General features: G+C 67.3%; 24 protein-coding genes. 22 read left to right on the top strand and 2 right to left on the bottom strand.

What is annotated here, in order from left to right:
* The first annotated feature begins 4 nt into the window (after window positions 1-4).
* From E4487_RS22655 to madM, 19 genes are all read left to right on the top strand, one after another.
* On the top strand, window positions 5-736 hold the full coding sequence (locus E4487_RS22655; protein ID WP_047588780.1) for a flagellar basal body rod protein FlgF: 732 nt from the start codon (window positions 5-7) through the stop codon (window positions 734-736).
* Window positions 737-850: 114 nt separating this feature from the next.
* Window positions 851-1,636 (top strand): flagellar basal-body rod protein FlgG, encoded by a 786-nt coding sequence (gene flgG, locus E4487_RS22650; RefSeq protein WP_047588779.1) that lies wholly within the window; start codon window positions 851-853, stop codon window positions 1,634-1,636.
* 5 nt (window positions 1,637-1,641) lie between these two features.
* On the top strand, window positions 1,642-2,304 hold the full coding sequence (gene flgH / locus E4487_RS22645; RefSeq protein ID WP_134677587.1) for a flagellar basal body L-ring protein FlgH: 663 nt from the start codon (window positions 1,642-1,644) through the stop codon (window positions 2,302-2,304).
* A gap of 9 nt (window positions 2,305-2,313) precedes the next feature.
* Window positions 2,314-3,408, top strand: a complete 1,095-nt coding sequence (locus E4487_RS22640; RefSeq protein ID WP_037057087.1) for a flagellar basal body P-ring protein FlgI — start codon at window positions 2,314-2,316, stop codon at window positions 3,406-3,408.
* 3 nt (window positions 3,409-3,411) lie between these two features.
* Window positions 3,412-4,530 (top strand): lytic transglycosylase domain-containing protein, encoded by a 1,119-nt coding sequence (locus E4487_RS22635; RefSeq protein ID WP_175254441.1) that lies wholly within the window; start codon window positions 3,412-3,414, stop codon window positions 4,528-4,530.
* A gap of 3 nt (window positions 4,531-4,533) precedes the next feature.
* Window positions 4,534-5,901: a flagellar hook-associated protein FlgK gene (flgK, locus tag E4487_RS22630; protein WP_175254440.1), complete on the top strand. Its 1,368-nt coding sequence runs from the start codon at window positions 4,534-4,536 to the stop codon at window positions 5,899-5,901.
* Window positions 5,902-5,928: 27 nt separating this feature from the next.
* Window positions 5,929-6,843 carry a flagellar hook-associated protein FlgL gene (gene flgL, locus E4487_RS22625; RefSeq protein WP_175254478.1) on the top strand — a complete coding sequence of 305 codons (915 nt, stop codon included), beginning with the start codon at window positions 5,929-5,931 and terminating at the stop codon, window positions 6,841-6,843.
* Window positions 6,844-6,858: 15 nt separating this feature from the next.
* The gene (locus E4487_RS22620; protein WP_175254477.1) at window positions 6,859-7,884 is read left to right on the top strand and encodes a hypothetical protein; all 1,026 of its coding nucleotides are present in this window, start codon (window positions 6,859-6,861) and stop codon (window positions 7,882-7,884) included.
* Between the two features lie 323 nt (window positions 7,885-8,207).
* Window positions 8,208-8,990, top strand: coding sequence for a type IV pili methyl-accepting chemotaxis transducer N-terminal domain-containing protein (locus E4487_RS22615; RefSeq protein WP_134677592.1), 783 nt, complete (start codon window positions 8,208-8,210; stop codon window positions 8,988-8,990).
* 78 nt (window positions 8,991-9,068) lie between these two features.
* A complete protein-coding gene (locus E4487_RS22610; protein ID WP_175254439.1) occupies window positions 9,069-10,040 on the top strand; it encodes a sensor domain-containing diguanylate cyclase in 972 nt (323 codons plus the stop codon).
* Window positions 10,041-10,145: 105 nt separating this feature from the next.
* Window positions 10,146-11,798 (top strand): malonate decarboxylase subunit alpha, encoded by a 1,653-nt coding sequence (mdcA, locus tag E4487_RS22605; RefSeq protein ID WP_037056819.1) that lies wholly within the window; start codon window positions 10,146-10,148, stop codon window positions 11,796-11,798.
* Window positions 11,798-12,682 carry a triphosphoribosyl-dephospho-CoA synthase gene (locus E4487_RS22600; RefSeq protein ID WP_134677594.1) on the top strand — a complete coding sequence of 295 codons (885 nt, stop codon included), beginning with the start codon at window positions 11,798-11,800 and terminating at the stop codon, window positions 12,680-12,682. The genes mdcA and E4487_RS22600 overlap by 1 nt, the downstream gene beginning before the upstream one ends.
* Window position 12,683: 1 nt before the next feature.
* Complete coding sequence (locus E4487_RS22595) at window positions 12,684-12,983, top strand: malonate decarboxylase subunit delta (protein ID WP_037056823.1); 300 nt, start codon at window positions 12,684-12,686, stop codon at window positions 12,981-12,983.
* Window positions 12,976-13,827: a biotin-independent malonate decarboxylase subunit beta gene (locus E4487_RS22590; RefSeq protein WP_037056826.1), complete on the top strand. Its 852-nt coding sequence runs from the start codon at window positions 12,976-12,978 to the stop codon at window positions 13,825-13,827. The genes E4487_RS22595 and E4487_RS22590 overlap by 8 nt, the downstream gene beginning before the upstream one ends.
* 2 nt (window positions 13,828-13,829) lie before the next feature.
* Window positions 13,830-14,636, top strand: a complete 807-nt coding sequence (gene mdcE / locus E4487_RS22585; protein WP_175254438.1) for a biotin-independent malonate decarboxylase subunit gamma — start codon at window positions 13,830-13,832, stop codon at window positions 14,634-14,636.
* A 77-nt stretch (window positions 14,637-14,713) separates the two neighbouring features.
* Window positions 14,714-15,349, top strand: a complete 636-nt coding sequence (locus E4487_RS22580) for a malonate decarboxylase holo-ACP synthase (protein WP_175254437.1) — start codon at window positions 14,714-14,716, stop codon at window positions 15,347-15,349.
* Entirely contained in the window at window positions 15,346-16,272 is a 927-nt protein-coding gene (mdcH, locus tag E4487_RS22575) for a malonate decarboxylase subunit epsilon (protein ID WP_175254436.1), read from the top strand. Before E4487_RS22580 ends, mdcH begins: the two co-directional genes overlap by 4 nt.
* A 62-nt stretch (window positions 16,273-16,334) precedes the next feature.
* Window positions 16,335-16,736: a malonate transporter subunit MadL gene (gene madL / locus E4487_RS22570; RefSeq protein WP_175254435.1), complete on the top strand. Its 402-nt coding sequence runs from the start codon at window positions 16,335-16,337 to the stop codon at window positions 16,734-16,736.
* 5 nt (window positions 16,737-16,741) lie between these two features.
* A complete protein-coding gene (gene madM, locus E4487_RS22565) occupies window positions 16,742-17,506 on the top strand; it encodes a malonate transporter subunit MadM (protein WP_037056837.1) in 765 nt (254 codons plus the stop codon).
* 79 nt (window positions 17,507-17,585) lie between these two features.
* Here madM and E4487_RS22560 read toward each other — a convergent pair whose 3' ends face one another.
* Window positions 17,586-18,497, bottom strand: coding sequence for a LysR substrate-binding domain-containing protein (locus tag E4487_RS22560; protein WP_037056840.1), 912 nt, complete (start codon window positions 18,495-18,497; stop codon window positions 17,586-17,588).
* A 225-nt stretch (window positions 18,498-18,722) separates the two neighbouring features.
* Here E4487_RS22560 and E4487_RS22555 point away from each other — a divergent pair, with 225 nt between their 5' ends.
* Window positions 18,723-19,175 (top strand): PaaI family thioesterase, encoded by a 453-nt coding sequence (locus E4487_RS22555; protein WP_037056845.1) that lies wholly within the window; start codon window positions 18,723-18,725, stop codon window positions 19,173-19,175.
* A complete protein-coding gene (locus tag E4487_RS22550) occupies window positions 19,172-20,188 on the top strand; it encodes a zinc-binding dehydrogenase (RefSeq protein ID WP_175254434.1) in 1,017 nt (338 codons plus the stop codon). The genes E4487_RS22555 and E4487_RS22550 overlap by 4 nt, the downstream gene beginning before the upstream one ends.
* 6 nt (window positions 20,189-20,194) lie before the next feature.
* Here E4487_RS22550 and E4487_RS22545 read toward each other — a convergent pair whose 3' ends face one another.
* Window positions 20,195-20,662: a MarR family winged helix-turn-helix transcriptional regulator gene (locus E4487_RS22545; protein ID WP_037056849.1), complete on the bottom strand. Its 468-nt coding sequence runs from the start codon at window positions 20,660-20,662 to the stop codon at window positions 20,195-20,197.
* 80 nt (window positions 20,663-20,742) lie between these two features.
* Here E4487_RS22545 and E4487_RS22540 point away from each other — a divergent pair, with 80 nt between their 5' ends.
* Complete coding sequence (locus E4487_RS22540; protein WP_134677599.1) at window positions 20,743-21,348, top strand: glutathione S-transferase; 606 nt, start codon at window positions 20,743-20,745, stop codon at window positions 21,346-21,348.
* The last annotated feature ends 29 nt before the right edge of the window (window positions 21,349-21,377 follow it).

Here is a 21,377-nt window from a genome sequence, read left to right as displayed (position 1 = left end):
ACCCATGGACCGTCTCGGCTACACCGCAATGACCGCCGCCAGCCGCACCATGAGCTCGCTCACGGTGCGCGCCAACAACCTGGCCAACGTCAACACCCCTGGCTTCCGCGCCGACCTCGAACAGGCCCAGGCCGTTGCCGTGGAAGGCTACGGCTATGACAGCCGGCACCTGGCGCGGGTCAAGAACAACGGCGTCAACCTGGCGCCCGGCGAGCTGATGGCCACCGGTCGTGACCTCGACGTGGCGATCCAGGGTCGCGGCCTGTTCGCCGTCGAAGGCGACGGCGGTGCCGAGCGTTACACCCGCAACGGCGCGCTGCAGGTCGATGCCGAGCTGCGCCTGACCCTGAACGGGCGTGCCGTGCTGGGCGAGGGCGGCCCCATCGTGCTGCCCGAGTACGACAGCCTGCACATCGGTCGCGACGGCACGGTGTCGGTGATCCCGCGAGGCGATTTCGTCACCGCCGAGGTCGACCGCATTCGCGTGGTCGATGTCGACGCCGCCGACCTGAGCAAGGACGCCAGCGGCCTGCTGCTGCGCAGCGACGGCCAGCCGGCCGAGGCCATGGAGGCGCCGGTGCTGGCCGCCGGGTACCTGGAGGCGAGCAACGTCGGCGCCATCGACCAGCTGGTGGCGACCATGAGCCTCAACCGCCTGTTCGAGACCCAGGTGAAGATGATGAAGGCCGCCGAGGACCTCTCCGAGGCCGGCAACCGGATGATCCGCGGCAGCTGATGAGGCTGCCTCCCCTCTCCCTTGAACGGCAGAGGTCGGCAACGACACAGGTAGCCCGGATGCGATCCGGGAGTACGTCCCCGGAGCGCATCCGGGCTACAGAGGAGACACGACATGAGTTCCGCACTTTGGGTCAGCAAGACCGGCCTGGCCGCCCAGGACAAGGCCATGAGCGCCGTGGCCAACAACCTGGCCAACGTCAACACCAACGGTTTCAAGAGCGACCGCGTGGTGTTCGAGGACCTGTTCTACGCCATCGAACTGCAGCCGGGTGCGCAGGCTGATGAGGTCAACACCGTACCTTCCGGCATCCAGCTCGGCAGCGGCGTGCGCGTGGCCGGCACGCAGAAGGTGTTCACCGAGGGCAGCATCCAGACCACCGGCCAGCCCATGGACCTGGCGATCATCGGCGCGGGCTTCTTCCAGGTGGAAGCGCCCAATGGCGACATCTACTACACCGAGAACGGCCAGTTGCAGCTCAATGCCGAAGGCATGATCGTCAACTCCCAGGGCCTGCCGCTGACGCCGAACATCGAGGTGCCAGCCGGCAGCAGCCGCTTCACCGTGGGCAGCGACGGCATCGTCACCGCCGTGCTGGCCGGCGACACCCTGCCGTCCGAGCTGGGCCAGATCACCCTGGTCAACTTCACCAATCCGGGCGGCCTGGAAGCCCTCGGCGGCAATCTCTACCGCGAGACCGTGGCCAGCGGCGAGCCGGTGGAGGGCGTGCCGGGCGAGGAAGGCCTGGGCAACCTCAAGCAGGGCGTGCTGGAAGGCTCCAACGTGCAGGTGGTCGAGGCCATGGTCAACATGATCTCCATCCAGCGCGCCTACGAGGCCAACGCCAAGGTGCTCGACGCCGCCTCCGGCATGCAACAGTTCCTCAACCAGACCGTGTGATCGCCATGATGCGCCTGCTTTCGCTGGTTCTGCTGTCGCTGCTCGGCGGCTGCGCCAGCTTCAACGAGATGCTCCCCGACGAAGACTCCAGCCAGTACCAGCCACTGGCGATGGACTACAGCCAGCCGCCGACCACCAGCGGCGGGCTGTTTCGCAGCGGCTACAGCGGCTCGCTGACCGGCGACAAGCGCGCGGTGCGGGTCGGCGACATTCTCACCGTGGTGCTCGACGAGTCCACCCAGTCGAGCAAGAGCGCCGGCACCAGCTTCGGCAAGAACTCCAGCGCGGCCATCGGCGTACCCACCGTGCTCGGCAAGACCTACGACCGCCTGGAAAGCTCCGCCGAGGCCAAGCGCGACTTCGAGGGCTCGGCCAAGAGTTCGCAGCAGAACACCCTGCGCGGCTCCATCGCGGTGACCGTGCACCAGGTGCTGCCCAACGGCACCCTGCTGATCAAGGGTGAGAAGGCCCTGCGCCTGAACCAGGGCGACGAGTACATCCGTCTGGTCGGTCTGGTGCGCACCGACGACATCAACCGCGCCAATCAGGTGTCGTCGCAGAACGTGGCCAACGCCCGCATCTCCTACGCCGGCCGTGGCGTGCTCAACGACAGCAACTCGGCCGGCTGGCTGACGCGCTTCTTCACCCACCCGCTGTTCCCCCTCTGAGGCCCGGTCATGCTCTATCGCATCTGCGTCGCCCTGCTCCTGACCTGGCCGCTGTCGACCCGCGCCGTACCGCTGATGGACCTGGTGGACATCGAGGGTATCCGGGGCAACCAGCTGATCGGCTACGGCCTGGTGGTCGGCCTCGACGGCACCGGTGACAAGAACCAGGTCAAGTTCACCAGCCAGTCGGTGACCAACATGATCAAGCAGTTCGGCATCAACCTGCCGCCGAACGTCGACCCGAAGCTGAAGAACGTCGCCGCCGTCACCGTCACGGCGGAGATACCGCCGTCCTACAGTCCGGGGCAGAGCGTCGACGTCACCGTCGCCTCGCTGGGCGACGCCAAGAGCCTGCGTGGCGGCCAGTTGCTGATGACCCCGCTGCATGGCGTCGATGGCGAGATCTACGCCCTGGCCCAGGGCGCCATCGTCGTCGGCGGCCTCAACGCCACCGGGCAGAGCGGTTCCAGCGTGGCGATCAACTCGGCCAACAGCGGCCGGGTGCCCAATGGCGCGACGGTCGAGCGCCTCATTCCCAGCGATTTCAGCACCCGTGAAGAGGTCATGCTGAACCTGCGCCAGCCCAGCTTCCAGACCGCCGCCAAGGTGGTCGAGGCGGTCAACGGACGCTTCGGCAGCGGCACCGCCAGCGCGCTGGACTCCACAAAGATCTCCATTCGCGCGCCAGTCACCAGCACCCAGCGCATCGGCTTCATGGCCATGCTCGAAGGCCTGGAGGTCGAGGAAGGACGCGAGCGGCCGAAGGTGGTGTTCAACAGTCGCACCGGCACCGTGGTGGTGGGCCAGGGTGTGCGGGTCAAGGCGGCGGCGGTGGCCCACGGCACCCTCACCGTGACCATCAGCGAGAACCCTCAGGTCAGCCAGCCGAATGCCTTCTCCGGCGGCCAGACCGCCGTGGTGCCGCGCTCCGACGTGGCCGTCAGCCAGGACAAGAACGCCATGTTCAAGTGGCCGGAAGGCGCCAGCCTGGACAGCATCATCAACACCGTGAACAGCCTCGGCGCCACCCCGGACGACGTCATGAGCATCCTCCAGGCGCTGGAGCAGGCCGGTGCCCTCAATGCCGAACTGATCGTGATCTGAACCATGAGCATCGTTTCCCTCGCGCAACACATGAACAGCCATCGCGGCAGCGCCGATGGCATCGGCACGGCCCGCGAACAGCAGCTGCAGGCGGCGGCCGAGCAGTTCGAGGCGCTGTTCCTGCAACAGATCCTCAAGCAGATGCGCAAGGCCAGCGACGTGCTGGCCGAAGGCAATCCGATGCGCAGTCGCGAGATGGACACCATGCGCGACTTCTACGACGAGGTGCTGGCCGAGACCCTGGCCGGTCGCAAGCAGACCGGCATCGCCGACATGCTGGTCAAGCAGCTCTCGGGTAACGGCGGCGCGCCTGACCTGCAGGGCGCGGCGCTGGCCGCACGCTCCGCCGAACTGCCGGCGCGCACTGGCAGCAGCCTGCTGGAGCCGCTGCGGGCAACCTGGCAGCGCGGCGTCGATAACCTCGGCAAGGTCTGGGACAAGGGCTCGGCGGGTTTCGTCGCCCTGGTCGAGGGGGTCATCCAGCAGGAGTCCGCCGGGCGCGTCGACGCCGTGTCGCCGAAGGGCGCGCGCGGCCTGATGCAGCTGATGCCGGAGACCGCCCGCGAGGTGGCCGCCGAACTCGGCCTGCCGTTCAGCGAAGCGCGCCTGACCAGTGACGCCGACTACAACAGACGCCTCGGCAGTGCCTACCTGGACAAGATGCTGCAACGCTACGATGGCCATCAGGCGCTGGCGCTGGCGGCCTACAACGCCGGGCCGGGGCGGGTCGACGAATGGCTCAAGGTCAACGGCGATCCGCGCAGCGGCGAGATCAGTACCGGCGCCTGGATCGAGCGCATTCCCTATCAGGAAACCCGCGACTACACGCGCAGGATCCTCGGCGACCTGGCCAGCCGCGAGGCGCCGCTGCAGGAGGCCGCACAGCAGACCTCGCTCAGCGCCCAGACCCGCCAGCAGCTGGCCAGTGCCCTGAGCGCCGACAGCGGCCTGCTGCTGGGCGTCGTCGCCGGCAAGCAGGTGCTGGCGCGCGATGAATTTAAGTCCACCGCCGATTCCGTCGCCCTGTCTTCGGTAACAGCCCAACGCGCTGCCGACGACGCCCGTGCGCCGCGTCTGGCGGCCTTCGCTCAGCCGATGCGCTTCGAGCGTCAGGAGTCCTAAGCCATGAGCATCCTCAACCAGATCGCCTACAGTGGCGTGCGTGCCAGCCAGGTGGCCCTGGCCAGCACCGGGCAGAACATCGCCAACGTCAACACGCCGGGCTTCAGCCGCCTGCAGACCGTCACCGGTTCGCTGGCCGGGCAGGGTGGCCTGAGCGTCGGTGGCGGTGTCGAGGTGATCAGCATCCGCCGCATGACCAACGACTTTCACAACCAGCAACTGTGGCGCGCGACCACCGAAGAGAACTTCTACGGCGCATCGCAGCAGTACCTGACCGCGCTGGAGGCACTGATGTCCGGCACGGGGTCGAGCATCAGCGCCGGCCTCGACCAGTTCTTCGCCGCGCTCAGCGAAGCCAGTGCCACGCCCGGCTCCATCGCCCTGCGCCAGCAGATCATCAGCGAGGCCAGCAACCTGTCCCAGCGTTTCAACGGCCTGAGCAGCAACATCGACGCCCAGGTCAAGGCGCTGCAGGAACAACGCACGGCCATGGCCACCGAGATCAACGGCCTCACCGAGAACATCGCCCTGCTCAACAAGAAGATCGTCGAGACCGAGTCGGTCAAGGGTGACAGCACGGCGTTGCGCGACCACCGCGAGAGCCTGGTGGGGCAGCTCAGCCAGTTCGCCAAGCTGCGCATCCACGAGGTGCCGGACGGTTCGCTCAGCGTCGCCCTGGCCAACGGTCAGCCGCTGGTGGCCGGGCCGACCGCCGGCCAGCTCGCCGTGGCGATGACCGCGACCGGCGAGCAGGAGGTCAGCCTGGCCTTCGCCGGTACCAGCTTCCCGCTGCGCCAGGACGGTTTCGGCGGCGCGTTCGGCGGTCTCCATGACGTCGAGTACGACAGCCTGCGGCCGAACCTCGACGCCCTGCACGACATGGCCAGCCAGCTGGCGCAGATGGTCAACGATGTGCTCGCCACCGGCTTCGATCTCGATGGCAATCCGGGCCAGCCGCTGTTCGTCTACGACCCGGCCAGCACCACCGCGCTGCTGCGCATCGAGCCGCTGACGGCCGAGCAACTGGCGTTTTCCTCGACGGCGGGGGAGACGGGCAACAACGAGGTACTGCTCGACCTGCTCGGCCTGAAGAACCAGACCATCACCCTGAACGGCAGCCAGGTCACCCTCAACGACGCCTATGCCGGCCTGCTTGGCCAGGTCGCCAGCGACAGCCGGCAGAACCAGGCCGACCTCAAGTCCGCCACCGCCGTGACCCAGCAGGCCCAGGCCCAGCGCGACAGTGTCAGCGCGGTGAGCCTGGATGAGGAGGCGGTCAACCTGATGACCTATCAGCAGGCCTACCAGGCCAACATGAAGGTGATCAGCACGGCCAACCAGTTGTTCGACGACATGCTTTCCGCGTTCTGACGCGCTTTCTGGAGAGACCCGCTGATGATGCGCATCACCAACTCGCAGATCACCTCGATGATGCACAACTCGATGAACGTCAGTTCCGCCGAGTTGGGCAAGTTGATGCAGCAGATGGCCACCGGCAAGCGCATTCTGCTGCCGTCCGACGACCCCATCGCCAGCGTGCGGGTGCTGCGCGTGGAGCGTGAAGAGGCGAGCCTGGAGCAGTTTCGCAAGAACATCGCCAACGTGTCCGGCAGCCTGTCGACCCAGGAGGCCAACCTCAAGTCCACCTCCGACGCCATGCTCAACGTGCGCGACCTGCTGCTGTGGGCCGCCAACGGCTCCAACACCAGCGAAGACCTGGCGGCCATGGCCGGCGAGCTGTCGATCATCGAGGACACCATCGTCAGCTTCGCCAACGTGCGTGACGAGGAGGGCCGCTACCTGTTCTCCGGCACCCTCAGCGACACCCAGGCGCTGACCTTCGATGCCGCGACCCAGACCTACAGCCTCACCGGCAACGACAAGCACCGCCAGGCGGCCGTGGCCAACGGCGTGCTGGTCGACGAGAACGTCACCGCTGCCAGCGTGTACGGCACGGGCGTGGGCATGCTCAACGAGCTGCGCGGCCTGATCAACACCCTGCAGGACCCGGCGCTGGATGCCACCGACCCGGCCGTGCGCCAGCAGATCGTCGATACCATGGCGGCACTGGACGATGCGCATGGCCGGGTACTGGGTTCGATCACCGACCTGGGTGGCCGGCAGAATGCCCTGACCCTGCTGACCGACAGCAACGAGGACGTCTCGCTGGTCAACCAGAAGATCGAGGGCGAGCTGTCGCAGCTCGACTATGCCGGCGCCACCATCGACCTGAACAACTACCAGCTGGCGCTGGGCGCGACCCAGAAGACCTACCTGAAGATCAACGGAATGTCGTTGTTCAGCCTGCTGTAAGGAGCCGCGCCGGTGATCAAGGTCGATAAGCAGCTCCCGGTCGTCACGGCGCTCGATCCACAGGCGCGTCGCCCGGTGCAGGGCGAACAGACCACGCTGCGCACGCGCAAGGCGGCGCCGGCTGCCGAGCCTGCGGCCACGCCGCGTGGCAAGAGCACCAGCTTCAACCTGCAGCTCAACCAGCAGCTCACCTCGATGCAGGCGGCCGACAGCTACCTGGGCGAGCTGGCCGGGCGCCTCGGTCAGCTCAAGCTCAGCCTCAGCCGCGAGATCGGCAATGCCCAGGCGGGAGAGCGCGAAGCCCTCAAACGCGAACTGGAGCAGGTACGCACGTTGCTGGCCGAGCGCGGCCAGCGCTCCGGCGAGGCACTGGATGCCAGCTTCAAGCTGCGCCTCAACGAGCCGGTACGCAGCCGCTTCACCCTGCAGGGGCTGGACTCCGTTGCGGCGGTGCAACAGGCCGGCCGGGAAACCCTGCTGTTCAGCGCCGGACGCAAGCTGGCGGAACCCCTGGCCGTGGTGCTCGACGAGGGCCTGAGCGAGCAGCAGATCCTGCGCCGCTTCAATGTCGGCCTCGGCCCGGCGGGCATTCGTGCCGAGCTCGACAGCGGTGGCGCGCTGCGTTTCAGTGCGCGGGAAAGCGAATGGCAGCAGCTCAAGGGTGAGCTGCGCGTGCAGGGCGAGGGCAAGCTCGCGGCCAAGGCCGCGACGGCCTTGCCCAGTCACGACGAGCAACTGCTGCGCCTGCCCGATGCCGCGCGCCTGGACGGTGCCCGCGAGCTGCGCCGGGCGCTGGACGAAGTGGTCGAGGCGCTGGACAGGATCGGCTCGCTGCGCGAACAGCTCAGTCATCGCCAGGAGGAAATCCGCGAATTCCTGGCGCGCCACGCCGAGCAGAACGAGCGCGAGTGGGCGCGCGATTTCGCCGGTGAGGTGTTCAACCTGATGAGCCGCAGCCCCAGCAGCTACGCGGCCGTGACCCAGACCGTGGTGGCGCAGGCCAACATCAGCCGCTCCAGCGTGGTCAGCCTGCTCTCCTGAGATTCCTCGTCCCCCGTTTTCTGGCGACTGACGGCTTTTTTACGACCTGCCGTCGCGCCTGTCCGGGCGGCGGCGGAATTTTTTGTCCGATCGGCCAGAATTCCTGCCGTAAAATGCGACCGTCGGTCCGCTTCATGACTGGTCGCACAGAATGATGGCGTTTTACCAGCTATGATCGGCACCTTTTTTTCGGCATCCGGGTCACGCGCCCGGCATCCCTGCCCCCTCGCATTCCAATAAAAACCCCGCATTCAAGGGTTCAACCCGTTACCGCAGGCAGTCGCCCGCGGTGCATTGCCTTGTTCTCGAATTGGAGTACCGACGTGTTGAAGAAGTACCTGACATTCATCCTGCTGGCCTGCACCACGCTGGTCAGCATGCCCAGCCTGGCGCAGCTCACCGATTCCGAGGCCATGAACATGGCCGGCCTGCAGCGTTCGCTCGGCCAGCGCATGGCCAAGGACTACCTGATGCTCGGCGCCGATGTGCGCGTGGACACCGCGCAGCGCCAGCTGCAGGAAACCATCCAGCGTTTCGAAGCCAGCCACAGGGCCCTCTCGGAATACGCGCCCAACGCCGAGATCAAGGCCGCCCTGGCCCAGGTCGGTGCGACCTGGTCGACCTATCGCCAGCAAGTCGAGGCCACGCCGGACCAGGCCCAGGCCGTGCAGGTGCTGGCGGCCAGCGAGCAGCTGCTGCAGCAGACCCAGACCGTGACCGATCTGATGGCCAAGCACGTCGGCGCGATGGGCGCGACGGTCAACCGCAGCGGCTGGGCGCGGGTACAGACCCAGCGCATCGCCATGCTCTACATGGCCAAGTCCTGGCGCGTGCAGATGCCGGACCTCGATGCCAAGCTGGACAAGTCCGTGAGCGATTTCGAGACCATCCTCAAGGAGCTGGAAGCCGCCGGCACGCCCAATGAAGAGATCGCCGCCGCCCAGCGTCGCGCCCGTGCCCACTGGGGCTTCACCCTCAAGGGCATCGACCTGCATGCCTCGCAGGACTTCGTACCGACCGTGATCACCGTCAGCACCGACTCGCTGTTCCGCCAGCTCAACGAGCTGACCCGCCTGTACGCCGGCCTGAAAGCCAGCGAGTCCTGATCGCCTTTCGCCAGCCTGTCACCTGGGCCGCCTGCTTTTGCGTTATAACCAAGCGCAGACGCGGCGGAGGTGGCAGGCATGAGCGAGACAACTGATCAGGCGGTGTACAAGACCCTGCTGGAGTCCACCCAGGCGATCCCCTGGAAGATCGACTGGAAGACCATGACGTTCGCCTACATCGGCCCGCAGATCGAGAGTCTGCTCGGCTGGGCGCAGGCCAGTTGGGTCAGCGCCGAGGACTGGGCCACGCGCATGCACCCGGAAGACCGCGAGAAGGTGGTCGAGCTGTGCATCTCGCAGTCGCAGAACGGTGTCGACCACGAGGCCGACTACCGGGCGCTGACCGCCGCTGGCGACTACGTGTGGATCCGCGACGTGGTGCATGTGGTGCGTGACGACAATGGCGAGGTGGAATCGCTGATCGGCTTTATGTTCGACATCAGCGAACGCAAGAAGACCGAGGAGCAGCTGCTGACCCTGCAGAAGCAGCTGGAGGAGTACTCCTACAAGGACGGCCTGACGGGCGTGGCCAACCGGCGCATGTTCGACACGGTGCTGGCTTCGGAGTGGGCCAATGCCCAGCGCACCCGCCAGCCGCTGTCGCTGATCCTCCTCGATATCGATCACTTCAAGCAGTACAACGATCATTACGGTCACATTCAGGGTGACGACTGCCTGAAGCACGTCGGGCAGGCCCTGAGCCGTGCGGCCAGCCGGCCCCGGGACTTCGTCGGACGCTTCGGCGGCGAGGAGTTCGTGCTGGTCCTGCCGGAGACCGATGAGGCCGCGGCCCGGCACATCGCCGAGCGCTGCCGCCAGCAGGTGCGCCAGCAGCGCATCCCCCATGAACGCTCCAGCGCGTCGCCCATGCTCACCATCAGCCTGGGGGTGAGCACCATCGTGCCGGGCGCGCAGGACCGGGCGCTGGACTTCCTCAATGCGGTGGACAAGCTGCTCTACCAGGCCAAGCAACGCGGGCGCGACCGCCTGGAGATGGCCCGGACGGCGTCCCGCTCCGAGCTGGACGACGCAGCCGATGCCCGCGCTTGAGCAATCGTTAACCTGAGCGTAATGATTGCTCCGCCTGCTTGATTGATGACCACCAGGTCGCGCTCCTAATGTGCCTCCACGACAGCGGAACTCGTGGAGTCTTCAATGACAACAACAATATCCCCACCGCCGCAGTGGTCGCGTCGTCGCGCGGAGAAAGCGCGGCGCCTCGATCAGGTGCGCGACCTCGCCGATGGCGTGGTACTGCCCAGTGACAGAATCGTCACGGCCCTCGAGGCGCTGATCGCCCCCGGCGATCGCGTGGTGCTCGAAGGCAACAACCAGAAGCAGGCGGATTTCCTCTCGCGCTCGCTGGCCAAGGTCGACCCGGCCCGCCTGCATGACCTGCACATGATCATGCCCAGCGTCAGCCGTGCCGAGCACCTCGACCTGTTCGAACAGGGCATCGCGCGCAAGCTCGACTTCTCCTTCGCCGGGCCGCAGAGCCTGCGCATCGGCCAGTTGCTCGAAGACGGGCAGATGGAAGTCGGCGCCATCCACACCTACATCGAGCTGTACTCGCGCCTGCTGGTGGACCTGATCCCCAATGTCGCGCTGGTCGCCGGCTTCCAGGCCGACCGCCACGGCAACATCTACACCGGGCCGAGCACCGAGGACACCCCGGCGCTGGTCGAGCCCACCGCCTTCAGCGACGGCATCGTCATCTTCCAGGTCAACGAGATAGTCGACGAGCTGCCACGGGTGGACATCCCGGCGTCCTGGGTCGACTTCGTGGTGGTGGCGGACAAGCCGTTCTACATCGAACCGCTGTTCACCCGCGACCCGCGCCACATCAAGCCGGTGCACGTGCTGATGGCGATGATGGCGATTCGCGGCATCTACGAGAAACACAACGTGCAGTCGCTCAACCACGGCATCGGTTTCAACACCGCCGCCATCGAGCTGATCCTGCCCACCTACGGCGAATCCCTCGGCCTGAAGGGCAAGATCTGCCGCAACTGGACGCTCAATCCGCACCCGACGCTGATCCCGGCCATCGAGACCGGCTGGGTGCAGAGCGTGCACTGCTTCGGCACCGAACTGGGCATGGAGGACTACATTGCCCAGCGCCCGGACGTGTTCTTCACCGGCCGCGACGGTTCGATGCGCTCCAATCGCATGATGTGCCAGCTGGCCGGGCAGTACGCGGTGGACCTGTTCATCGGCGCCACCCTGCAGGTCGACGGTGATGGCCATTCCTCCACCGTGACCCGCGGCCGCCTGGCCGGTTTCGGTGGCGCGCCGAACATGGGCCATGACCCGCGCGGCCGTCGCCATGCCACCCCGGCCTGGCTCGACATGACCACCCCGGAGACCCTGCTCGAGCGTGGCAAGAAGCTGGTGGTGCAGATGGTCGAGACCTACCAGGAGGGCGGCAAGCCCACCTTCGTCGAGCGCCTGGATGCCGTCGACGTGGCGAAGAAGGCCGGCATGCCGCTGGCACCGGTGATGATCTACGGCGACGACGTCACCCACCTGCTCACCGAGGAAGGCATCGCCTACCTGTACAAGGCGCGCTCGCTGGAAGAACGCCAGGCGATGATCGCCGCCGTGGCCGGGGTCACCGCCATCGGTCTGCGCCATGACCCGAAGGACACCGAGCGCATGCGCCGCGAAGGGCTGATTGCCCTGCCCGAAGACCTCGGCATCCGCCGTACCGATGCCAGCCGTGAACTGCTCGCGGCCAAGAGCATCGCCGAACTGGTCGACTGGTCCGGCGGCCTGTACAACCCGCCCGCCAAGTTCAGGAGCTGGTGATGAATGCACTTACGGCATTGCAGCCGCAGCTGTCGCTGTCCCTGGCGGACTGGCTGGCCGACCTGGCCGTGGACGCGCTGATCGACGAGGCCGACCTGTCGCCCAAACCGGGGCTGGTCGACCGTCGCGGCAGCGGCGCGCACACCGACCTGCACCTGGGCCTGATGCACGCGTCGGCGCTGGCCCTGTGGCCGAGCTTCAAGGCCATGGCCGAGGCGGCGCAGCAGCGTGGCGAGGTCGACCAGCAACTGCGTGACGAGGTGGGCCGCCTGGGCCGTGATGGCGAGGCGGAGATGCTGCGCGTCACCGACGGGGTCAACACCCATCGCGGGGCGATCTGGGCCCTGGGCCTGCTCAGCGCCGCCGCGGCGCTGGACACCGACGCTCTGGCACCGGCGCAGGTGGCGCTGCGCGCGGCGCGCCTGGCGCTGTTCAACGACCGCGCCGCGCCGGTAGCCGCTGACAGCCATGGCGCTCAGGTGTGCCGCCTGTATGGCGTGCACGGTGCCCGCGAAGAGGCGCAGCTGGGCTTTCCGGCGGTCGTGCAGCAGGCGTTGCCGCAACTGGCGCGCAGCCGGGCGGCTGGCGTCGGGGAGCAGAACGCTCGCCTCGACGCGCTGCTGGCGATCATGACCCAGCTGGCCGACACCTGCGTGCTGTACCGCGCCGGCATGGCCGGGCTGACCTGCATGCAGAGTGGCGCCCGCGCGGTACTCGCTGCCGGTGGCTGCGCCAGCCTCGATGGCCGGCGCCTGTTGCGCGAACTGGAGCGCGACATGCTGCGCCTGCGCGCCTCGCCTGGCGGCGCTGCCGATCTGCTCGCCGCCACCCTGTTCCTCGACCGCCTGCAGCATGGCCTGCCGGCGCAGCTTGGGAGTCTGTGAAATGGAAACCCTGTCTTTTCAATTCCCCGCCGGGCAGCCGGCCCAGGGCCGTGCGCTGGTCGGTTGTGTCGGCTCCGGTGACCTGGAAGTGCTGCTCGAACCCGGCCAGGCCGGCACCCTGGCCATCGAAGTGGTGACCTCGGTGAACGGTAGTGCGCCGCGCTGGCAGCAGTTGTTCGAACGCATGTTCCGCGAGCAGCAGTTGCCGGCACTGAACATCGCCATCCACGATTTCGGCGCGACCCCCGGCGTGGTGCGCCTGCGCCTGGAACAAGGTCTGGAGGAGCTGAGCCATGGCTGAACAGGACATCCAGCGCCTGCTGGCGCAGCGCAGCTTCACCGAACTCGGCGCACGTCAGCGTGCCCGCGCCCTGCTCGACGACGGCAGCTTCCGCGAGCTGCTCGATCCCTTCGCCCGGCTGATGTCGCCCTGGCTGCCGCAGCAGGGCATCGTGCCGCAGGCCGACGACGGCGTGGTGGTGGCCAAGGGGCTGCTCGACGGTGCGCCTGCCGTGGTGATCGCCATCGAAGGTGCCTTCCAGGGGGGCAGTCTGGGTGAAGTGGGCGGGGCGAAGATCGCCGGCGCCCTGGAGCTGGCCGCCGAGGACAACCGGGCAGGTACGCCGACGCGCGCCGTGCTGCTGCTGGAGACCGGCGGCGTGCGCCTGCAGGAGGCCAACCTGGGGCTGGCGGCGATTGCCGAGATCCAGGCCGCCATCGTCGAGCTGCGTCAGTACCAGCCGGTGATCGGCCTGGTCGCCGGCCCGGTCGGCTGCTTCGGTGGCATGTCCATCGCCGCCGGGCTGTGCAGCTACCTGCTGGTGACCCGCGAGGCACGCCTGGGGCTCAACGGCCCGCAGGTGATCGAGCAGGAGGCCGGGCTGGACGAGTACGACTCACGCGACCGCCCGTTCATCTGGAGCCTGACCGGCGGCGAGCAGCGCCATGCCAGTGGCCTGGTCGACGGCTATGTGAGCGATGACGTCGAGGCCATCCGCAGCGAACTGCATGGGCTGTTCGCCAAGGGCAAGCCCGAGCTGGAGCGCAGTCGGCGCCACGCCTGGTTCCTGCAGCGACTGCGCGCCGTCGACACTTCGATCCAGGCCGATGCCGCTGCCGTGCGCAGCGCCTATCAGGGAGCATGAACATGAGTACAGTCCAAGAACAACGTGGCCTGCACTGGTTCCGGGCGTTGAGTGGCAATGCCCGGCCGCTGGCCGGTTTGCCCGCTTCGCTGCGGGTGGCCGATGGCGAACTGGCCGGCCAGGCGGTGCGTTATCTGGCGGTGGTCGCCGATGCCGACAATGCCTTCCCCCGCGCCCGCAACGGCGAGGTCGGCCTGCTCGAAGGCTGGGGCCTGGCGCAGGCGGTGGACGAGGCCATCGAGGCGGATCGCGACAACCCGCACAAGCGTGCGCTGATCGCCATCGTCGACGTGCCGAGCCAGGCCTACGGCCGCCGCGAGGAGGCCTACGGCATTCATCAGGCGCTGGCCGGTGCGGTGGATGCCTATGCCCGTGCGCGCCTGGCCGGGCATGCGGTTGTTGGCCTGCTGGTGGGCAAGGCGATGTCCGGTGCCTTCCTCGCCCATGGCTACCAGGCCAACCGCCTGATCGCCCTGCGCGACGCCGGGGTGATGGTGCATGCCATGGGCAAGGCCGCCGCTGCGCGCATCACCCTGCGCAGTGTCGACGAGCTGGAGGCGCTGGCCGCCAGCGTGCCGCCGATGGCCTATGACCTGGACAGCTACGCCTCGCTCGGCCTGCTCGCGCAGGTGCTCGACGTGGAGCAGGTGGCGCAGCCGACAGCGGCCGACCTGGCCCATGTGCGTGAGGCGCTGAGTCAGGCGCTGGTGACTATCGCCGGCAGCCCGCGAGACCTGCGCAACCGCCTGGGCGCGGCCAATCGTGCCGCCTCCACGCGGGTGCGCGAGGCCTTGCGTGCGCAGTGGTGAGGCTCAGGGCGGGTGAACCCCGCCGCTCCTGAATGACACGAAACGGCGGGTTGCCCCCGCCCTGCGGAGAACCAGCGATGCACCCGACACCCCGTCCACATGATCTGCTCTGGGGCCTGCGCCCCGAGCACCTGCCGCAGGAGGCGCCGGTCTGGGCTCGTGCCGCCCTGGGCGGGCATGTGCCGGTGGTGGTGCGTCGCGCTCCCGCCGAACCCGGCTGGGTGGCGGTCGGTATCCGTGGCGCCGCGCGTGAACAGCGCTATGCAAGCTGGATGCGCCTGAGCGATATCAGCCGGCTGGTCAACCCCCAGTCCGTGGCCAGGGCAGGGCGCTGGCGTGCGCATGCTCAGCGGCACTGGCCGGCGTTACGTGCCCTCGAATATGTCGCGCCGCACCTGGATGGCTTCGGCCTGGCCTGGGGCGTGACCGGCAGCCTGGGTTTCGAATTGGCCAGCGGCATCCGTGCGGCGCACCCGCAGAGCGATCTCGACCTGACGCTGCTGGCGCCGCACGCCCTCGACCGCGCCTCGGCCCGCATGCTGTGTGCCGTGCTGGACGCCGCGCCAGGCCGCATCGACCTGCAACTGGAAACCCCGCACGGCGCCGTGGCGCTGCGCGAATGGGCGGGTGACGCGGCGCGCGTACTGCTGAAAACGCAACGCGGCCCGCAGCTGGTCGACGATCCCTGGCTCCTGCAGCAGGTGGCGGCATGAGCACGCTCTGGGCCTTTCCCGGCCAGGGCGCGCAGCAGCCCGGCATGCTCCAGGCCTTGCCGGATGCTGCGGTCGTCCACGATTGCCTGGAACAGGCCAGCGCCACCTTGGGCGAGGATGTGCGCCTGCTGGATTCGGCCGAGGCGCTGCAGGGCACCCGCGCCGTGCAGCTGTGCCTGCTGATCGCCGGCGTCGCCGCCTCGCGCCTGCTCATCGAACGCGGCCATCGACCTGAGTATGTCGCCGGGCTGTCCATCGGTGCCTACGCCGCTGCGGTGGTGGCCGAGGCCCTGGATTTCGCCGATGCGCTGCGCCTGGTCGCCCTGCGCGGCGAGTTGATGCAGCGCGCCTATCCCGCCGGCTACGGCATGACCGCCATCCTCGGCCTCGATCAGGCCTGTGTCGAACGCCTGTTGGACGACGCCGAAGGGCCGCTGTACCTGGCCAATATCAATGCGGAAAACCAGCTGGTGATCGCCGGCAGCGATGCGGCCATGGCGCAGGTCGCCGAGCGGGCCCGCGCCCTCGGCGCCGCTGCGACCAGGCGCCTGGCCATGAGCGTGCCGTCGCACTGCGAGCTGCTCGATGCACCGGCGCGCGAGCTGGCGGCGGCCTTCGCCGGGGTTGCGCTGCATGTGCCACGGGCGCGTTACCTGAGCAGCAGCTCGGCACGGGTGATTCGCGAGCCACAGCGTCTGCGCGATGACCTGGCGTTCAACATGAGCCGCCGCGTCGACTGGCAGGCCACGCTCGTCACTGCCTACGAGCGCGGTGTGCGCCTGCACCTGGAACTGCCTCCAGGCGGCGTGCTCACCGGTCTGGCCCGGCGCGTATTCGATCCCGGACAGGCTGTCGCCTTTGCCGGCGCACGTCTGGATACACTCGACGCCATGTTGCGTCAGGAGGTAAGCCTCGACCGCTGAGCCGTAGCGTTTACCGAAGCACAAGAACAACAACTTCGATATGTGAAACGAGGACAACAACAATGATCATCTACGGTGTCGCCTTTCTGGCGTTCTGCACCCTGGCAGGCATCTTCATCGGCTCGCTGCTGGGGCAACTCATCGGCGTGCCCGCCAACGTCGGCGGTGTCGGCATCGCCATGCTGCTGCTGATATTCCTGGGTAGTTACCTGAAGAACCGCGGGCTGTTCACCGACAAGTCGGAACAGGGCGTGGAGTTCTGGAGTGCCATCTACATCCCCATCGTGGTCGCCATGGCCGCCCAGCAGAACGTCTACGGTGCCCTAAGCGGTGGGCCGATGGCGATCCTGGCGGGTATCGCCGCCGTCGTCGCCGGCTTCGCCCTGGTCCCCGTGCTCAGCCGGATCGGGCAAAAGAAGCCTGAAACCGATGTCACCTCCTCCCTGACCAAAGCACCACGGTGATCGCCATGTACGAATCTCTGCTCAAGGTTGTCACCAGCTACGGCATGCTCAGCGGTTTCGCCATCATCGGCATCACCATGTGGGTGTCGTACTGGATCTCCGACAAGTTCACCAAGGGCCGCCTGCATGGCTCGGCCATCGCCATCCTCCTCGGCCTGTTGCTGTCCTATATCGGCGGCGCCTACACAGGTGGCCAGAAAGGCCTGGTGGACATTCCCCTGTTCGCCGGCATTGGCCTGCTGGGCGGCGCCATGCTGCGTGACTTCGCCATCGTCGCCACCGGCTTCGGGGTCAGTGTCGAGGAACTCAAGCGCGCCGGGTTCGCCGGGGTGCTGGCGCTGTTCGTCGGCGTGCTGTCGTCCTTCGTCGCGGGTGTCGCGGTGGCCATGGCGTTCGGCTACACCGACGTGGTCAGCCTGACCACCATCGGCACCGGCGCGGTGACCTACATCGTCGGCCCGGTGACCGGTGCGGCGCTGGGCGCCAGCTCCGACGTGATGGCGCTGTCGATTGCCGCCGGCTTGATCAAGGCGATCCTGGTGATGGTGGCCACGCCTTTCGTCGCGCCCTATATCGGCCTGGACAATCCGCGCAGCGCGGTGATCTTCGGTGGCCTGATGGGCACCTCCAGCGGTGTCGCCGGCGGCCTGGCGGCGACCGATCCCAAGCTGGTGCCCTATGGCTGCCTGACCGCCGCCTTCTACACCGCGCTGGGCTGCCTGCTTGGCCCATCGTTGCTCTACTTTCTGATGCGAGGCCTTCTGGGCTGACCTTTCGCCCGCCGTCATGGCGGGCTTTTTTATGGCCCCGTTCAGGCATGCGTTCAGTCGCGAGGGCGTCGAGATGCCTCTACGCCTGGCGGCTGTACATCCGGCATTCGGCGAGCAGCGCCAGCAGGTTGGGGTCGCGTTCCTTGGCCTTGAGGAAGACCACGCCGATATGCTGCTGCAGGTGGTACTTGGCCTGCAGCGGGATCAGCTTCACCCGGTTCTCGTACACCGCCGCCACCCGCCCCGGCAGCAGGGCATAGCCGACGCCGGAGCTGACCATGCTGAGCAGGGTGAAGATGTCCTTCACCTGCATCGCCACCTGCGGTTCGAAGCCGGCCTGCTGGAACACCCGCTCGCCATCGCGGAAGGTGGCATAGCCCTGGGTCAGGGTGATGAAGGTGTCGTTGCGCAGGTCGGCCAGGTCCACCTCGGGCTGTTCGGCGAAGGGCGAGTCGTTCGGTGCGGCGAGGAAGATGTCGTCGGAGAACAGCGCCAGCTGTTCGCAGTCCGGGTCGCTGATACTGTCGTCGAGCGCGATCAGGATCGCGTCCAGCTCCATGTTCTTCAGCTTGTACAGCAGGTCGACGTTGGAGCCGAGGACCAGGTCGATGTTCAGCTCGCTGCGCCGCAGCTTCAGGCCCATGATCAGTTGCGGCACGGTCTTCACCGTCAGCGAGTAGAGGGCGCCCAGCTTGAAGCGCTCGGCGCCGAAGCCAGCTGCCTCGCGGGTCAGGCGCACCATCTCCTGGGCGTCCTGGATCAGCTTCTGCGCCTTTTCTTCCAGGCAGTAGGCGCTTTCCAGCGGGATCAGGTTGCGCCCCTCGTGCTTGAACAGCGGGCAGCGCAGGGCACTCTCCAGAGAGTGGATGGCGCGATGCACGCTGACGTTGCTGGTCTGCAGTTCGCTGGCCGCGCGCGCCAGGTTGCCGCTGCGCATGAAGGCGAGAAAGACCTCCAGCTTCTTCAGGGTGAGTTCTTCGTCGATGAGCATCGGCCTGTCCTTTTCCTGCGATGCCCGATTGTGCCGTATCCATGAGGTCCAGCGGTGATTGGCCGGTGCGACTTTGGTGGCGGGTGGCGATGTCTGGAATGCCCCGTCATTTGTCATTTAAACAGTGTTGATATGAATGAGGGGCAAGGGTTACCTTGCGAGCAGTCCTGCATCGGTACAGGTCCGCGCCTGCGCCATGCTCCGCACCGCTTGAGGAGTATCAGCATGAACGACGTCACTTCGCCGCCCGCAGCCTCCGGCCTGCGGGTCCTGCACGCATTGATCCGCGGCGAGCTGCCCGCTCCGCCCATCGGCGAGACCATGGGGCTGCGTGCGATACAGGTGGAGGCGGGCAGCATCACCCTGGAGGGGCGCCCGGATCAGCGTCATCTCAATCCGGCCGGCGCCGTACATGGCGGCTTTGCGGCCACCTGCCTGGACGGTGCCGCGGCGCTGGCGCTGTTCTCCACCCTGGAGGCGGACATGCCGCATTCGACGGTGGACCTCAACGTCAAGTACGTGCGCCCGCTGCGCCCCGGCGAGGTCTATCGGGTGCGCGGCTGGGTCGTCGAACGCACCCGCAGCCTGGCGATCTGTGATGCGCATATCCTCGATGGGCAGGGCAAGTTGTGCGCCAAGGCCACCACCACCTTCGTCATCGGAGTGCCCAGGGCATGAAGGAACTCATCGTTCAAGGGCCCGGCCAGTTGGCCTGGGTCGAGAGCCCCGAGCTGCAACTCACTGCGTCGGCCAGTGCGCTGGTCAGGCCCATCGCCTCGGCTTCCTGTGATCTGGATCGGCGCCTGATCGCTGGCACCACGCCCTTCAAACCACCGTTCGCGCTGGGCCATGAATGCGTGGCCGAGGTGCTGGACGTGGGCTCGGCGGTGCGTAACCTTCGCCGTGGTGACCTGGTTTCGGTGCCATGGAAGATCGCCTGTGGTGCCTGTGCGCAATGTCTGGCCGGACGCTCCAGCGCCTGCACGGCGGTGCCGCGCATGGCTGCCTATGGCGTGCCGGCAGGCGGTCACTGGGGTGGGCTGTTCTCCGAGCAGGTGCTGGTGCCGTTCGCCGACGCCATGCTGGTGCCCTTGCCGGAAGGGCTCGACCCCGTGGCGGTCGCCAGTGCCAGCGATAACCTGACCGATGCCTGGGTGGCCGCCAGCCGACCGCTGTCCACACGGCAGGATGCCCGTGTGCTGGTGGTCGGTGGTACGGAGAGCCTGGGCGTGCTTGCCGTACAGATGGCGCAGGCCGCCGGCGCGGCCTGCGTGGATTACCTCGACGAGCATCCACTGCGCCAGCAGCTCGCAGCGAAGAGCGGTGCCGGAGTCGATCTGGCAGGGCGCGATCTCGATCGCAGCTACGATCTGGTGATCTCCGCCACGCGCGATCATCAGGCCCTGCGGCGTGGCCTGCTGGCGCTGGCTCCTGGCGGGCATTGCTCGTGCATCGGCATCATCTTCGACGATCCGAAGATTCCATTGTTCGACATGTACCTGCGCGACGTCACCTTCTCGGTCGGCGCCTGCAGCGTGCAGCAGCACATCCCCAAGGTCCTGGACCTGGTGCACGATGGCTGTTGCGATCCGCTGCTGCTCGACCCGCAGGTGGTGGGCTGGGAGGAGGCGCCGCAGGCGCTGATTCAGCCGCTGACCAAGTGCATCATGGTGCGCGAGCGCATCACCTGAGTCTGCTCAGTTGAGCTGCTCGGCCAGGGCCCGCATCACACGGCGCCAGGCATCCTGGCCCTCGATGTCGGTGTTGGCCAGGGCGTCACGCAGGGTGCGCCGCTCCAGTTCGGTGGCCTCGGCCTCCAGCGTCGTACCGGTCTCGCTCAGCGCCAGCAGCTTGAAGCGGTGTCTGCCTGGTTCACGGCGGTACTGCACCAGGTCCTGCTCGAACAGGTGCGACAGCGGGCGATGCAGCGCCTGGTTGCTGACGCCCAGTGTGCTCGCCAGTTCGCCGATGCTGATTGCGTCGGCGCGGGCGATCACATACAGAATGCGGTGGTGTACACGGGACAGGCCGCGCGCGTCGAGAAAGCGGTCGGCCTCCACGGTGAGACCACGGAAGCCGAAATGCAGCAGTTCCAGGCTATGGTCGAGCGGGTCCAGCGCTTTCAGGTTCACGGATGCCGTATTGATCTTTTTCTCGATGACCATGGGGTGTTCGCGCGGTTTGACGTGACGTACAGCCTAAGGCCTCCACCAGCCTCCTCACAACACGACACAGGAACATCCTCATGCAACTGATCTACGCCGCTGCTTCACCTTTCGCCCGCAAGGTTCGTGTGCTGGCCGCCGAGGCCGGCTTGCTGGCGGACATCGAGCTGCTCGACACTGCCGTGTTGCCGACCACGCTCAACGAGCGGGTCAACCGGGCCAACCCGCTGGGCAAGATACCGGTGCTGCTGCTCGATGATGGGCAGGCGCTGTACGACAGCCGGGTGATCTGTGAGTACCTCGACACCTTGCATCAGGGGTCCAGGCTGTTGCCGGTCGATGCCGGACGCTGGCAGGTGTTGCGCCTGGCGGCCCTGGCCGACGGCCTGATGGAGGCCGCCTTGCTCGCACGTTACGAAAAGGCCGTGCGCGAGCCTGAGCAACAGTCGCAGGCCTGGCTCGATGGCCAGCTGGGCAAGGTGTGGCGGGCGTTGGCCGAGCTGGAACGTCAGGCCGCACAGCTGCAGGGGCCGCTCGATCTGGCGCAGATCGGCGTGGCCTGTGCCCTGGGCTATCTGGATTTTCGCTTCGCCGACCTCGACTGGCGTGCCACGCATCCGCTGCTGCGTGACTTCCAGCTGGCGTTCTCCGCTCGTGCCTCCATGCAGGCCAGCGCGCCGGTGTGAATCCGCTGGCTCGCTGGCGTCCTGGCGGA

It is taken from the genome of Pseudomonas sp. BMW13 (assembly GCF_013357275.1).
In the GTDB taxonomy this organism is placed as follows: Bacteria; Pseudomonadota; Gammaproteobacteria; order Pseudomonadales; family Pseudomonadaceae; genus Aquipseudomonas; species Aquipseudomonas khazarica.
This window is presented reverse-complemented; position numbering and strand designations above follow the sequence as displayed.

Bases quoted from the DNA above. Each gene is read 5' to 3' on its own strand.
- E4487_RS22655 (WP_047588780.1), top strand. From the start codon at position 5: ATGGACCGTCTCGGCTACACCGCAATGACCGCCGCCAGCCGCACCATG.
- flgG (WP_047588779.1), top strand. From the start codon at position 851: ATGAGTTCCGCACTTTGGGTCAGCAAGACCGGCCTGGCCGCCCAGGAC.
- flgH (WP_134677587.1), top strand. From the start codon at position 1,642: ATGATGCGCCTGCTTTCGCTGGTTCTGCTGTCGCTGCTCGGCGGCTGC.
- E4487_RS22640 (WP_037057087.1), top strand. From the start codon at position 2,314: ATGCTCTATCGCATCTGCGTCGCCCTGCTCCTGACCTGGCCGCTGTCG.
- E4487_RS22635 (WP_175254441.1), top strand. From the start codon at position 3,412: ATGAGCATCGTTTCCCTCGCGCAACACATGAACAGCCATCGCGGCAGC.
- flgK (WP_175254440.1), top strand. From the start codon at position 4,534: ATGAGCATCCTCAACCAGATCGCCTACAGTGGCGTGCGTGCCAGCCAG.
- flgL (WP_175254478.1), top strand. From the start codon at position 5,929: ATGCGCATCACCAACTCGCAGATCACCTCGATGATGCACAACTCGATG.
- E4487_RS22610 (WP_175254439.1), top strand. From the start codon at position 9,069: ATGAGCGAGACAACTGATCAGGCGGTGTACAAGACCCTGCTGGAGTCC.
- mdcA (WP_037056819.1), top strand. From the start codon at position 10,146: ATGACAACAACAATATCCCCACCGCCGCAGTGGTCGCGTCGTCGCGCG.
- E4487_RS22600 (WP_134677594.1), top strand. From the start codon at position 11,798: ATGAATGCACTTACGGCATTGCAGCCGCAGCTGTCGCTGTCCCTGGCG.
- E4487_RS22595 (WP_037056823.1), top strand. From the start codon at position 12,684: ATGGAAACCCTGTCTTTTCAATTCCCCGCCGGGCAGCCGGCCCAGGGC.
- E4487_RS22590 (WP_037056826.1), top strand. From the start codon at position 12,976: ATGGCTGAACAGGACATCCAGCGCCTGCTGGCGCAGCGCAGCTTCACC.
- mdcE (WP_175254438.1), top strand. From the start codon at position 13,830: ATGAGTACAGTCCAAGAACAACGTGGCCTGCACTGGTTCCGGGCGTTG.
- E4487_RS22580 (WP_175254437.1), top strand. From the start codon at position 14,714: ATGCACCCGACACCCCGTCCACATGATCTGCTCTGGGGCCTGCGCCCC.
- mdcH (WP_175254436.1), top strand. From the start codon at position 15,346: ATGAGCACGCTCTGGGCCTTTCCCGGCCAGGGCGCGCAGCAGCCCGGC.
- madL (WP_175254435.1), top strand. From the start codon at position 16,335: ATGATCATCTACGGTGTCGCCTTTCTGGCGTTCTGCACCCTGGCAGGC.
- madM (WP_037056837.1), top strand. From the start codon at position 16,742: ATGTACGAATCTCTGCTCAAGGTTGTCACCAGCTACGGCATGCTCAGC.
- E4487_RS22560 (WP_037056840.1), bottom strand. From the start codon at position 18,497: ATGCTCATCGACGAAGAACTCACCCTGAAGAAGCTGGAGGTCTTTCTC.
- E4487_RS22555 (WP_037056845.1), top strand. From the start codon at position 18,723: ATGAACGACGTCACTTCGCCGCCCGCAGCCTCCGGCCTGCGGGTCCTG.
- E4487_RS22550 (WP_175254434.1), top strand. From the start codon at position 19,172: ATGAAGGAACTCATCGTTCAAGGGCCCGGCCAGTTGGCCTGGGTCGAG.
- E4487_RS22545 (WP_037056849.1), bottom strand. From the start codon at position 20,662: ATGGTCATCGAGAAAAAGATCAATACGGCATCCGTGAACCTGAAAGCG.
- E4487_RS22540 (WP_134677599.1), top strand. From the start codon at position 20,743: ATGCAACTGATCTACGCCGCTGCTTCACCTTTCGCCCGCAAGGTTCGT.